This window comes from Luteimicrobium sp. DT211 (genome assembly GCF_049844995.1).
Taxonomy (GTDB): Bacteria; Actinomycetota; Actinomycetes; order Actinomycetales; family Cellulomonadaceae; genus Luteimicrobium.
In genome coordinates this window covers 417,148-430,401 of record NZ_JBNCMC010000002.1, presented here as the reverse complement: position 1 = coordinate 430,401, position 13,254 = coordinate 417,148, and the positions used below count along the sequence as shown (strand labels likewise).

Below are 13,254 nucleotides of genomic sequence, written 5' to 3'. Positions count from 1 at the left end.
GAGCCTACCGACGGCCGCCGTCGGAGGCGAGGAGGACGGCGACCGACCCTGCGCCCAGCACCACGGCGGCGTCCCCGCCCTCGCCGTCCACGTGGCTGCGACCGTCCCACGCGGCCGCGAGGGTCCATCCGCCGGCGGACGGGGGGAGCGGGACCCGGACGTCCGACGACGCGCGGGTCAGCGCCACGACCACCCCCGGCCGAGCGACCACGACCGTCGCGTCGCCGTCCTGTGACGTCACCCGCACGTCGCCGAGGTCCCCGGAGGCGACGGCCGGCTCTCGACGGAGCGCCACGAGGCGGCGGTACCAGGCGTGCAGGGCCGCATGGAGGCCGGAGTCCTTCTCCGCCCAGTCGAGCACGGAGGCGTCGCGGGTCGCGTGGTCCTGCGGGTCGGGTACGTCCACCCGGCCCCCGTAGAGGGCCTCCCAGCCGTGCCCGCCGAACTCGCCCCGTCGGCCCTCCCGGACGGCGCGGCCCAGCTCCGGGTCGGCGTGGTCCGTGAAGTACTGCCACGGCGTGCTCGCACCCCACTCCTCGCCCATGAAGAGCATCGGCGTGAACGGAGAGACCAGGACCAGGGCCGCTGCGGCGGCCAGCCCGCCCGGGTCGAGGCTCGCCGAGGGGCGGTCGCCGAGGGCGCGGTTGCCCACCTGGTCGTGGTCCTGGGCGAAGACGACGAACGCGTGCCCGTCCCGTCCCGGCGGCAGCGGCCGGCCCCAGGGGCGGTCGCGGAACGTCGACCAGCCGCCGTCGTGCACGAACACCCCGGTGAGCGCCTTCGCGAGCACCGGGACCGACCCGAAGTCCACGTAGTAGCCGTGCCGCTCGCCCGTGAGGAACGCGTGGACGGCGTGGTGGACGTCGTCGGCCCACTGGGCGGTCATCCCGAGCCCGCCCTCGGCTGTGGGCGCGGTCGTTGCTGGGTCGTTCCGGTCGGACTCCGCGATCAGGGAGAGCGGCCGCTCCAGCTCGGCCGACAGCGTCGCGACGACGTCGGACAGCTCGGCCAGCAGGTGCCGCGGGGAGTCGTCGACGAGCGCGTGCACGGCGTCGAGCCGCAACGCGTCCACGTGGAAGTCCCGCAGCCACCGGCAGGCGTTCTCGACGATCCACGCCCGCACCTCGCTGCTGCCCGGGCCGTCGAGGTTGACGGCCGGGCCCCAGGGCGTGTGGTGCGCGTCGGTGAAGTACGGTCCGAACTCCGGCAGGTAGTTGCCCGCCGGGCCGAGGTGGTTGTAGACGACGTCGAGGGCGACCGCGAGCCCCCGGCCGTGCGCCGCGTCGACGAACCGTGCGAGCGCCTCGGGGCCGCCGTAGGGCTCGTGCACCGCCCACAGCGCGACGCCGTCGTAGCCCCAGCCCCAGCGCCCCCCGAACGCGTTCACGGGCATGAGCTCGACCACGCCCACGCCGAGCTCGACGAGATGGCCGAGGCGGCCGGCCGCAGCGTCGAGAGTGCCCTCGGAGGTGAAGGTGCCGACGTGCAGCTCGTACACGACCTGCCCCCGCACGTCCCGACCCGGCCAGGCGTCGTCCGTCCACGGGAAGGTGTGCACGTCGACGACGCGGCTCGGGCCGTCGACGCCGTAGGGCTGCCGGGCGCTGCGCGGGTCGGGACGCGGCGGCCCGTCGTCGAGCGCGAAGGCGTAGTCGGTGCCGGGCTCCAGGGCGTCCGGTGCGCTCCACCAGCCGGCGCGGTCGGGATCCGGGCTCATCGGGACGCGCGCGGCGTCGTCGTAGGCGCGGTCCGCCCGTCGCGGGAGGACGAGAGCGACCGCGCCGGCGGAAGGCGCCCAGACCGCCGGTCTCATGCCCGTGCCCCCTCGTCCGGCACGAGCAGCGCGACCGGCAAGGTGGCCAGCAGGTCCTCGAGCCGCACGGACCCGCCGGCCACGCGTGCCCCGGTCAGCACGTCCGTCCAGGCGCCGGAGGGCAGCACGACCGTGTGCTCGCGCCAGCCGCCCGTCTCGTCGAGCTCGGTCGCGAGCCGCGTCGCGACGGTGACGGCCCGCGGCTCGCCGTCGCACGTCCGGGCGAAGGCGACCGCGCACGGCGACGACGTCGGGAGCGGCCGGTAGCCGGCGGCCTCGCCCACGAACGCGGCCGGGTCGGCGCGACGGACCCGCAGAGCGCGGGACGTCACGAGGAGCTTCTGGTCCGCCAGCGTGCGCGCGCCCGCGCCGTCGTCGAGCCGCGCCAGCCGGGCCGCGAGCGCCGCGTGGTCCACGGGGCGGCGGTTGTCGGGGTCGACGAGGGTCGGGGCGAAGCGCTCGGTGCCCTGGTAGACGTCGGCGACGCCGGGCATGGTGAGCTGGACGAGCTTGATGCCGAGCGAGGCGGCCCGCAGCGCCTTGTCGCCGGCGCGCGCCCACTCGCGCAGCACGTCGACGCAGCGGGGGTCGGCCAGCGTGCTGCGGGCCAGCTCGAGGACGGCGTCCTCGTAGGCGGCGTCGGGGTCGGTCCAGGACGTGCGCAGCTTGGCCTCGCGCAGTGCCTTGAGAAGGTATGCGGTGAGCCGGTCCGCGTCGATCGGGGCGCCCGCGCCGTCGTCGGCGTCGGGGTCCCAGGTGCCGGCGAGGGTCTGCCACAAGAGGGTCGAGGCGTGGCCGTCGACGAGTGCGGCGCGGCGGGTGCGCGTCCGGGCGTCGAGGTCGGCGACGGCGCGCTCCCAGGCGGCCGCGCGTTCGGACAGCACGCCCAGGCTCGCGCGGGTGTCCTCGTTGCGCTTGGTGTCGTGGGTCGAGCCGGTGGTGAGCGCGAGCGGGGTCAGGGCGCCGAACGCCTCGGCGAACGCGTGCCAGGCGTGCGGGTCGAGGGCGAAGGGCACGGGGTCGGCGCCGACCTCGCACAGGCTGGCGAGCTCGGTCCACCGGTAGAACGCGGTGTCCTCGACGCCCTTGGCCATGACGGCGCCGCACACCTGCTGGAATCGGACGGCGAGCTCGTCGCGGCGTGGGCCGCGGGTCCGGCCGGCGCTGCCGACCTCGCGGCCGAGCAGGAGCGCGACGACGACGTCCAGCGTCTCGGCGCGGTCCGCCGGCAGTCGGCGTCGTGCCCGGGCGGCGGCGGCCTCGACGGCGTCGACCGCCTCGCGCCGAGGCTCTGTGCCGGGGACGACGTACGCCCGGTAGCGGTCGAACTCGACGAGCAGCACGCTCAGGCACTCGTGCAGGCCCCGCCACGGGTGGTCGCGCAGGCGCGGGTCGTCCTGGCAGACGGCGCGGGCGAGGTCGGTGAGTCGGTGCAGCTCGGCGTAGAGGGCACCGTCGAGCACCTCGGCCTTGGACCGGGCGACGAGCCGCTCGAGACCGTCGGTCGCGTCGGGCTGGGCTGCGCGCTGCAGCCGCGCGAGGTACGGGCGTCCGCGCGGGTCGACGAAGAGCTGCTGCAGCCGCCAGAGCGCTTCGTAGCCGGTGGTGCCGACGGTCTCCCACTCGGGCGGGAGCGTCTCGTCGCCCTCGAGGATCTTCTCGACGGCGACCCAGGCGCGGCCCGTCCGCTCGGCGAGGCGCTCGAGATAGCGGCCCGGGTCGACGAGCCCGTCGGGGTGGTCGATGCGCAGGCCGTCGACGGTGCCGTCGGCGAGGAGCTCGAGGATCAGCGCGTGCGTCGCGTCGAAGACGGTCTCGTCCTCGACCCGGATCGCGACGAGGGAGCCGACGTCGAAGAAGCGTCGGTAGTTGAGCTCCTCGTCGCCGACGCGCCAGTAGGCGAGCCGGTAGTGCTGGTGCTCGAGGAGGTCGGTGAGCGACAGGGACTCCGTGCCGGGACGGACCGGCAGGACGTGGTCGAAGTACCGCAGGACGGTGGTCGGCTCGTCGTCGCCGGGCAGGACGACCTCGTCGAGGGTGAGCTGGTCCTCGGCGAGCACGTCCGGGAGCCGCGCGCCGAGCACGGGGAGCAGGACGGCGCCGTCGCCCGCCGACCAGTCGACGTCGAACCAGCGGGCGTACTCCGAGTCCGGGCCGTGCGCGAGCACCGACCACAGGGCCCGGTTGTGCCACTCGGGCACCGGGACCGCCATGTGGTTGGGCACGACGTCGAGCACGAGGCCGAGATCGTGCTCGTGCGCGGCCGCGGCCAGGCGCGCGAGGCCGTCCCGGCCGCCCATGACGTCCGAGACCCGCGTGTGGTCGACGACGTCGTAGCCGTGGGTCGACCCGGGCGCGGCCTGGAGCACGGGGGACAGGTACAGGTGCGTGACCCCGAGCGCCGCCAGGTAGGGGACCTGGCCGGCCGCGTCGTCGAAGGTGAGGTCGGCCCCGAGCTGCAGCCGGTACGTCGAGACCGGGACGGGGCGGGCGGGGCCGGGTCGTCGGCGGGCCAGGACCGGGGCGGTCATCCGAGCTCCGAGGGGCGAGCCAGGACGATCACGCTGCGGCCGGTGACCCGCAGCGTCGCGCCGGCGAGCACCCGCGCGCCTGGCCGGGTCGAGCCGTCCGTGTCGAGGCGCACCGTCCACGCCTGGCCGAACGACTCGTCCGGCAGGTGGAACGCGAGCGCGTCGGAGTGGGCGTTGAGGAGGATGAGGAACGAGTCGTCGACGATGGGGTCGCCGCGGCGGTCGGTCTCGGGGATGGCCGCGCCGTTGAGGAAGACCATGACCGTGCGCGCGAAGGCCTGCTGCCAGTCGGTGGAGTCCATCCGCTGGCCGGTCAGGTCGAGCCACTCGATGTCGGCCGGCTCGCCCGGCGCCGACGGCGCGTCGTCGCCGGGGGCGGACGGGTCGTCGAGGACGCCGTCACCGTCCACGTCGCCGGAGCCCGGCTCGATGTCGGTCCGACCGGTGAAGAACCCGCGGCGGTGGAGGATCGGGTGCGCCCGGCGCAGCGCCACCGCCGCTTGTGCGAACTCCAGGAGCGCGCGCCCCTCACCGTCCAGGTCCCAGTTCACCCACGTCGTCGGGTTGTCCTGGCAGTAGCCGTTGTTGTTGCCGCCCTGCGTCCGGCCCAGCTCGTCGCCGTGGCTGATCATCGGCACGCCCTGCGAGAGCATGAGGGTGGCCAGGAAGTTGCGCTGCTGACGCCGGCGCAGCCGGAGGATCTCCTTGTCCTTCGTCTCGCCCTCGACCCCGCAGTTCCACGACCGGTTGTACGACTCGCCGTCGTTGTTGCCCTCCAGGTTGGCCTCGTTGTGCTTCTCGTTGTAGGAGACGAGGTCGTGCAGGGTGAAGCCGTCGTGGGCGGTCACGAAGTTGATCGACGCGATCGGCTTGCGGCCGCTGTGCTCGTACAGGTCCGACGAGCCCGTCAGGCGGCTCGCGAACTCCGGCAGGGTCGACGGCTCACCGCGCCAGAAGTCGCGGACCGTGTCCCGGTACTGCCCGTTCCACTCGGTCCACAGGGGAGGGAACCCGCCCACCTGGTAGCCCCCGTCGCCGAGGTCCCAGGGCTCGGCGATGAGCTTGACCTGCGACACCACCGGGTCCTGGTGCACGAGGTCGAAGAACGCCGACAGGCGGTCGACCTCGTGGAACTGCCGGGCCAGGGTCGCAGCGAGGTCGAACCGGAACCCGTCGACGTGCATCTCCTCGACCCAGTACCGCAGGGAGTCCATGATCATCTGCAGCACCTGGGGCGAACGCATGAGCAACGAGTTGCCGGTGCCCGTCGTGTCGAAGTAGTGCGCCTCGTCGCCGTCCACCAGCCGGTAGTACGCGGCGTTGTCGATGCCCCGGAAGCTGAGCGTCGGCCCCTGGTGGTTGCCCTCCGCGGTGTGGTTGTACACGACGTCGAGGAGCACCTCGATGCCCGCCTCATGGAGCGCCTTGACCATGGCCTTGAACTCGAGGACCTGCTGGCCCCGCGTGCCGTACGCGGTGTACCCGTTGTGGGGGGCGAAGAACCCGATCGTGTTGTAGCCCCAGTAGTTGGAGAGGCCGCGCTCGCGCAGGACGGGGTCGTCCACGAACTGGTGGACCGGCATGAGCTCGACGGCCGTCACTCCCAGCTTCGTCAGGTGCTCGACGATCGCCGGGTGCGCCATGCCCGCGTACGTCCCGCGCAGGTGCTCCGGGACCTTGGGGTGCTGCATCGTCATGCCCTTGACGTGCGCCTCGTAGATCACGCTGTCGTGGTAGTCCCGGTTCGGCGGCCGGTCGTGGCCCCAGTCGAAGTACGGGTTGATGACCACCGAGTGCATCGTGTGCGCCGCGGAGTCGGCCGAGTTGCGCTCGTCCGGGGCGTCGAACCGGTAGGAGAACAGCGACTCGTCACCGTCGATCATGCCGTCGATCGCCTTCGCGTACGGGTCGAGCAGGAGCTTGCTCGGGTCGCTGCGCAGCCCCTGGGCAGGGTCGAAGGGCCCGTGCACCCGGTACCCGTACCGGGTGCCTGGCCCGACGCCCGGGAGGAACCCGTGCCAGACGTGCGCGTCGACCTCGCGCAGGGCGAGGCGTTCCTCCGTCCCGTCGTCGTTCAGGAGGCAGAGCTCGACCTTGTCGGCGACCTCCGAGAACAGGGCGAAGTTGGTGCCGGTGCCGTCGAACGTGGCGCCGAGAGGATAGGAGCGGCCGGGCCAGAGATCCATGGCCCCAGCGTGCCATCGAGGACGGTCCCGTGTGTGCCAGGGGGCACGATGCGCCTCGCATGTCTCGTGCGGGTGAACCTTGTGTGACGGTCCGTCGCCGGACGCGGCGGGTACGTGCGCGCTGCCGTCGGACCTGGTAGACCCGAGGTATGAGCACCGAACGGATCGCCGACCGCGCCGCAGCCCCCGAGCGGGCGGCACGGGCTGCCGGGACCCTCGCCAGCGACGACGACAGCCGGCTCTCGAGCGAGCGGCGGCGCGAGCTCCTCGCCGGGGGCGACGCCTCCCGGGCCCCGCAGTCGCTGTCCGCGACCGAGCTCCACCCCATCGAGGGCGCCTCGTCCGGCACCTCGTGGGACGACCCCGACGAGCTCTGAGGAGCGACGCGTCGGGCGGTTGACGCACGGGACGGCGGGCCGCCGTCCCTACGGTCGGGCCTTGAACTCCACCGCACAGACCCCCGCGCCTCGTGCTGTGGTTGTGCCGGTCGTCCGGACGCGTCTGCGCAAGCCGCGGCTGAATCCACGCTCTGCGGCGTCGGTGAGCGGCGGCGTCAGTGAGCGGCGGCGTCAGTGAGCGGCGGCGTCAGTGAGCGGCGGCGTCAGTGAGCTAAGGGCAGGCGGTCCGCGCCGACGGGGAGGAGCCGGGGCATCCCGGCAGGAGCCGCGTCGCTCAGGGCCAGGTACCGCGCCTCGGCGCGATGCAGCCGGATGTGCTCGTCGAGGGACCAGGTCGGCCCGTTCGTGAGCGTCATGCCGCACGAGCAGCCGATGGTGATCCGACCTTCCGCGGTCTCACCGGCGGTGCCGATGGTGACGTGCGACGCCTGGGCCTCCTGCTTGGCCTGCCGCATCGCGGGGGAGACGGGCGTGCCGGCGGGCGGGGCGTGCAGAGTCACGACCCGACCTTACGTCCGATCTTGTCGGGGGACGTGCTCCGGGCTCGTCGTCACGATCCGACCGGTGCCGTGGTCCGGCGACCGAGACGCACAACCAAGCGCGACGTGCTGGTCTGATCGCATCTGGGACCAAATGATCAGACCTGTTGTCTTCTGGGAACTCGCGACCTAGGTTGAAGGCGCGAGCTGCTCGAAGTCGAGCGGTACGTGCTCGTTCGGGCAACCTCGGTGCAAGGAGGCATGGTGGAGCAGCTGTCGTCACCCATGGTCACGTCGTCGACCGACCCCGGCGGACCCGAAGGCGGGGGAGGTGTGCCACGCCGCGCCGTCCTCCAGCTCGGGGCGGTCGCAGGCGCAGCGTTGGCGGTCTCGGGCCTTCCCGCCGGCCGCGCGTCGGCGGCGACGGTCGAGGGCGCGGCGGCGGCGTCCGTGCAGATCCTCCCGACCGTCTCCGCGGACGGCTCCGGGACCACCCCGTACACGCAGCACCGCGCGCCCCTGCGCGCGGCCCCGTTCCTGCCGCTCCCGCCGGGCGCCGTGCGAGCGGGCGGCTGGCTGCGTCAGCAGCTCGACCTGCAGCTCGACGGGATGAACGGCCGCTACGACGAGGTGTCCGACTACCTCGACTACGACAGCTGCGGCTGGGTGCATCCCGCGAAGGCGGGCTGGGAGGAGCTGCCGTACTGGCTGCGGGGCTTCGGCGACCTCGGCTACGTGACCGGGGACGCCGGCGTCCTCGAGCGCACCGAGAAGTGGATCACGGGGATCATGGCCACGCAGACGTCGGACGGCTGGTTCGGCCCGACGTCGCTGCGCACCTCGCTCGAGGGCGGCCCCGACTTCTGGCCCGGGATGCCCCTGCTCGCGGCCCTGCGCAGCTGGCACGAGTACTCGGGCGACGACGCCGTGCCCGACCTCATGGAGAAGTTCTTCCGCTTCCAGTCCACGCAGCCGGACGCCGTCTTCGGCCGGAGCTGGGCGGCGCAGCGCTGGGGCGACAACATCGACAGCATCTACTGGCTGTACGACCGCACGGGCGACTCCTGGCTGCTCGACCTCGTGGACAAGATCCACGCCGGGATGGCCGACTACGTGTCCGGCATGCCGAACTGGCACAACGTCAACGTCTCGCAGGGCTTCCGCGAGCCCCTGCAGTACTGGCTGCGGTCGGGCCAGGACCGGCACCACGACGCGACGTACGCCCGGTACGCGCAGATCATGGGCGGGTTCGGCCAGTTCCCGGGCGGCGGGTTCGCCGGCGACGAGAACGTCCGTCAGGGCTACTCCGACCCGCGCCAGGGCTTCGAGACGTGCGGGATCGTCGAGCTCATGCACAGCCACGAGATGCTGGCGCGCATGACGGGCGACCCGGCGTGGGCCGACCGGTGCGAGGACCTCGCGATCAACTCGCTGCCCGCCGCGTTCGACCCCCAGCAGCGGGCGATCCACTACGTGACGTCAGCGAACAGCACGCGGCTGCGGTCCGCCGCGCAGACGATGGGCCAGTTCGACAACACCTGGGCCATGCAGTCGTACATGACGGGCGTGCACAACTACCGCTGCTGCCCCCACAACTACGGCATGGGCTGGCCCTACTACGTCGAGGAGTCGTGGCTCGCGAGCCACGACGGGGGCCTCGTCGCGTCCCTGTACGCGCCGACGACCGTCGAGGCGAAGGTCGCGTCCGGGCAGAGCGTCACCATCGAGGAGCGCACCTCCTACCCGTTCGACGAGACCGTCGAGCTCCGGGTCGGCACGTCGAAGGACGTCGCGTTCCCGCTCTACCTGCGCATCCCGGCGTGGGCGGGCAGCCCGTCGATCACGGTGGCCGGGCGGCGGGTGCGCGTCACAGGCTCGGGCGCCGGGTACGTGCGCCTGGACCGGACGTGGCACGACGGCGACGTCGTGACGCTCCGACTGCCCATGTCGACGAGCGTCCGGGAGTGGCCCGACAACCAGGACTCCGTGTCCGTGCAGCACGGCCCGGTCACGTTCTCCCTCGCGATCGGCGAGCTGTCCACCCGCTACGACGGGAGCGAGCAGTGGCCCGAGCTCACGGCGGACCCGACGTCGCCGTGGAACTATGGCCTGGACCTGCCGAGCCGGCACCCCGAGCGGGAGATCAAGGTGCGGCGGCGCTCGGTTCCCTCCGGCGCCAACCCGTTCGTGCCCGCGACGACGCCGCTCGTCGCCACCGCGCCCGCGCGCCTCGTGCCGGGCTGGCGCGAGGACGCGGACGACGTCGTCGGCGTGCTGCAGCCCGGCCCCGCCCGGACGACGGCGTCCCGCACGACCGTCGACCTGGTGCCGCTGGGTGCGGCGCGGCTGCGGATCTCGTCGTTCCCTCGGGTGTCGACGGACCGGTCGGCCCACGCCTGGGCGGCACCGACGGCGTCGTGGTGCTTCGGCTCGGACGACGTCAACGCGATCGGCCTCGGTGACGAGCCGTCGTCCTCGCTTGGGGAGAACCTCGCACGGCACAGCTTCTGGCCGCACGTCGGGACGTCCGAGTGGGTCCAGTACGACTTCGGCCAGCAGGTCGAGGCGCGCGCGGTCGAGCTGTACTGGTTCGACGACACGGGCGACGGGCAGTGCCGCGTGCCCGCCTCGTGGCAGCTCTTCTCGCGGCAGGACGACGCGTGGGTGCCCGTGTCGGGTGCTTCCGGCTACGGCACGGCGCGGAGCCGGTTCAACCGGGTCAGCTTCCGGGCCGTCCGCACCGACGCCCTGCGCATCCAGCTCCAGCTCCAGCCCGGCGTCTCGGGCGGCGTGCTGCGCTGGCGCTACGACGCGCGCTGACCGCCGGTCCCGACCCACCACCGAGAGGCACCACCCATGAAGCCGTGGCACATCATCGTCCTGCTCGTCGTCGTCGTCCTGCTGTTCGGCGCGGGCCGGTTGCCGGACCTCGCGAAGAGCGTGGGCCAGTCGCTGAAGATCGTCCAGAAGGACATCAAGGAGCTCGGCGGCGACCCGGACACGCCGCCCACGCCGCCCACGGTCTAGCTCGCGTCGACGCCGGGGGACCGGGCACGGCAGACTCGGGCGGTGCCCGAAGACCCGATCGCCCGCCTGCTCGCCGCGCCACCGGACCTCCCTGTAGGCGCCCACCTGGGCGAGGTCGTGGCGGCGCTCGGTGCGCGCGGCGTCGCGGTGGTCCAGGCACCGCCCGGGACGGGCAAGACGACCCTGGTCCCGCCCGCGGTCGCGCACGCCCTCGGAGGGCGGGTCGTGGTGACGCAGCCGCGGCGTATCGCCGCACGGGCCGCGGCGCGCCGGCTCGCGGCGCTGCTCGGCGAGGAGGTCGGGGCGAGCGTCGGGTTCACGGTCCGGGGCGAGTCGCGCACGTCGGCACGCACCCGGGTGGAGGTCGTCACGACCGGCACCCTGGTGCGGCGCCTGCAGCGCGACCCCGAGCTGGCGGGGGTGCGGGCCGTGGTGCTCGACGAGGTCCACGAGCGTCACCTCGACGACGACCTGGCGCTCGCCCTGCTCGTCGACGTGCGGGAGAACCTGCGGGACGACCTGGCGCTCGTCGCGATGTCCGCGACGGTCGAGGCGGAGCGGACGGCCGCGGCCGTCGGTGGCGACGTGGCCGCGCCCGTGGTGCGCGTGACCGGGGCGCTGCACCCCGTGGAGAAGGTCTGGTGCCCACCGCGTGGTCCCCGTCAGGACGAGCGCGGGCCGACCCGTGCGTTCCTCGACCACGTGGTCGCGACGACGCGTCGGGCGCTGGCAGAGCGCGGCGGGGACGTCCTGGTGTTCGTGCCGGGCGTGCGCGAGGTCGAGGTGGTGGTGAGGGGGCTCTCGGGCGCGAGCGTGGACGTGTGGCCGCTGCACGGTCGTCTTGCGGGGCGTGAGCAGGACCGCGCGCTCGCGACCGGCCGGCGGCGGCGCGTCGTCGTGTCCACGGCGGTCGCCGAGTCGTCCCTGACCGTCCCGGGGGTCCGGGTCGTGGTCGACGCCGGGCTCTCGCGCGAGCCGCGCACCGACGTGCGCCGCGGGCTGCCCGGCCTGGTGACCGTGTCGGTGAGCCGGGCCGGCGCGGAGCAGCGCGCCGGCCGCGCGGGGCGCGAGGGGCCCGGAGCGGTGTACCGGTGCTGGTCGGAGGGCGACCACGCGCGGCTCGTGCCGCACCCGGAGCCGGAGATCCGCACCGCGGACGTCACCGGTCTCGCGCTGGAGCTCGCGTGCTGGGGGACGCCCGACGGGCGCGGCCTGGCGCTGCTGGACCCGCCGCCGACCGCCTCCCTGGCCGGCGCCCACGAGGTGCTGCGGCGCCTCGGGGCGGTGGACGCCGGGCACGCGGTCACCCCGCTCGGTCGCCGGATCGCGCGCATCCCCGCGGACCCACGGCACGCCCGTGCGCTGCTCGACGCTGCGGCCGTCGTGGGACCGCGCCGCGCGGCGGAGGTCGTGGCGGCACTGTCCGAGGACGTCCGGGTGCCCGGTGCAGACCTCGTCGCCGGGCTGCGCGCGTTGCGGGGCGGGGGAGCGGGGGCGGAGCCGTGGCGCGCCCAGCGGGACCGGCTCGAGCGGGCCACGCGCGACGCGACGCGCGACGCACCCGGTGGGTTCGGAGCGCCGTCGGGGACGGCGACCCCGGCGGACGGTCCTCCGCGTTCCCGGGGCGCCCACGAAGGCCGGCTCACCGACGACGAGGCCGTCGGGCTCGTCGTCGCGCTCGCGCACCCCGACCGCCTCGCACGGCTACGCCCGGGCGGCTCGTCGTACCTGATGGCGTCGGGTGCCGGCGCCGTGCTGCCCGCCGGGTCGCCGCTGACCGGCACGCCGTGGCTCGCCGTCGCCGAGGTGGACCGCTCGCCGGGACGCGCGGATGCCGTCGTGCGCAGCGCCGTCCCCGTGGACGAGCAGACCGCCCGTCAGGCGGCCGCGGCGGACGTCACCGTGCGCGCCGAGGTCGCGTGGGACGGAGCACGCGTGAGCGCGGCGCGGGTGACCTCGCTCGGTGCGATCGAGCTGTGGCGCGAGCGCTGGACCGACCCGTCGAAGGACGTCGTCGCGGACGCGGTCCGTGCGGGGCTCCGGCGCGACGGGCTCGCGGTGCTGCGCTGGCCCGAGGCCGCGGTCCGCCTGCGCGAGCGGCTCGACTTCCTGCACCGCGTGCTCGGGGCACCCTGGCCGGACGTCACCGACGCCGCGCTCCTTGCCGACCTGGACGCCTGGCTCGGACCCGACGTCGCGGCGCTGGCCCGCGGCCGCACGGTGAACCTCACCGGTGCGTTGCGTCGCTTGCTGCCCTGGCCCGAGGCTGCCCGCCTGGACGAGCTGGCCCCCGAGCGGGTCACCGTGCCGAGCGGCTCCGGCGTGCGCGTCGACTACGGTGCCGACCAGCCCGTGCTCGCCGTGCGCCTGCAGGAGACCTTCGGCTGGCAGCGCACGCCCCGGCTCGCCGACGGCCGCGTCCCTCTGCTGCTCCACCTGCTGTCGCCCGCGGGACGTCCCGCCGCGGTCACGGCCGACCTGGAGTCGTTCTGGGTGCAGGGGTACCCGCAGGTGCGGGCCGAGCTGCGGGGCCGCTACCCGAAGCACGCGTGGCCCGAGGATCCGACCTCGGCGACGCCGACGGCTCGCCGCGCCCGCTGACAAGATCGGTCACTCGCGTGGGGTCCGGCGTCGTGGTGCTGGGCGCGGTCGCGGACGTCGCGTCCCCGAGACGAGACGAGCTCCCGACCGGACGTGCCGGTCAGGAGCTCGTGATGCTGGTGGGCGATACTGGGATCGAACCAGTGACCTCTTCCGTGTCAGGGAAGCGCGCTACCGCTGCGCCAATCGCCCAGGGATGCGGAGCATCCGAATGCTGCG

Annotated in this window: 8 protein-coding genes and 1 tRNA gene; 4 read left to right on the top strand and 5 right to left on the bottom strand. The window is 74.1% G+C overall.

Features of this window, described 5'->3' with window-relative positions; translation table 11 throughout:
* Window positions 1-4: 4 nt before the first annotated feature.
* Genes treZ through glgX form a run of 3 tightly spaced genes read right to left on the bottom strand, consistent with a single transcriptional unit; the run spans window position 5 to window position 6,530 of the window.
* Complete coding sequence (treZ, locus tag ACLQ14_RS06120) at window positions 5-1,813, bottom strand: malto-oligosyltrehalose trehalohydrolase (RefSeq protein WP_425810951.1); 1,809 nt, start codon at window positions 1,811-1,813, stop codon at window positions 5-7.
* Window positions 1,810-4,344, bottom strand: coding sequence for a malto-oligosyltrehalose synthase (treY, locus tag ACLQ14_RS06115; protein ID WP_425810949.1), 2,535 nt, complete (start codon window positions 4,342-4,344; stop codon window positions 1,810-1,812). Before treY ends, treZ begins: the two co-directional genes overlap by 4 nt.
* Window positions 4,341-6,530: a glycogen debranching protein GlgX gene (glgX, locus tag ACLQ14_RS06110; protein ID WP_425810947.1), complete on the bottom strand. Its 2,190-nt coding sequence runs from the start codon at window positions 6,528-6,530 to the stop codon at window positions 4,341-4,343. Before glgX ends, treY begins: the two co-directional genes overlap by 4 nt.
* Window positions 6,531-6,679: 149 nt before the next feature.
* Between glgX and ACLQ14_RS06105 the strand changes: the two genes are divergently transcribed.
* A complete protein-coding gene (locus tag ACLQ14_RS06105; RefSeq protein WP_425810945.1) occupies window positions 6,680-6,907 on the top strand; it encodes a hypothetical protein in 228 nt (75 codons plus the stop codon).
* A gap of 224 nt (window positions 6,908-7,131) precedes the next feature.
* On the opposite strand, the gene ACLQ14_RS06100 is transcribed toward ACLQ14_RS06105, so the two are convergent.
* The gene (locus ACLQ14_RS06100; protein ID WP_425810943.1) at window positions 7,132-7,428 is read right to left on the bottom strand and encodes a hypothetical protein; all 297 of its coding nucleotides are present in this window, start codon (window positions 7,426-7,428) and stop codon (window positions 7,132-7,134) included.
* A gap of 240 nt (window positions 7,429-7,668) precedes the next feature.
* Between ACLQ14_RS06100 and ACLQ14_RS06095 the strand changes: the two genes are divergently transcribed.
* The 3 genes from ACLQ14_RS06095 to hrpB are packed head-to-tail and all read left to right on the top strand — an operon-like array spanning window position 7,669 to window position 13,035.
* Window positions 7,669-10,227 carry a beta-L-arabinofuranosidase domain-containing protein gene (locus ACLQ14_RS06095; RefSeq protein WP_425810941.1) on the top strand — a complete coding sequence of 853 codons (2,559 nt, stop codon included), beginning with the start codon at window positions 7,669-7,671 and terminating at the stop codon, window positions 10,225-10,227.
* Between the two features lie 36 nt (window positions 10,228-10,263).
* Window positions 10,264-10,434, top strand: coding sequence for a twin-arginine translocase TatA/TatE family subunit (gene tatA, locus ACLQ14_RS06090; protein ID WP_425810939.1), 171 nt, complete (start codon window positions 10,264-10,266; stop codon window positions 10,432-10,434).
* 42 nt (window positions 10,435-10,476) lie between these two features.
* On the top strand, window positions 10,477-13,035 hold the full coding sequence (gene hrpB / locus ACLQ14_RS06085; RefSeq protein WP_425810937.1) for an ATP-dependent helicase HrpB: 2,559 nt from the start codon (window positions 10,477-10,479) through the stop codon (window positions 13,033-13,035).
* 117 nt (window positions 13,036-13,152) lie between these two features.
* Here hrpB and ACLQ14_RS06080 read toward each other — a convergent pair.
* Window positions 13,153-13,227: transfer RNA gene (locus ACLQ14_RS06080), tRNA-Val, on the bottom strand.
* Window positions 13,228-13,254: the final 27 nt, after the last annotated feature.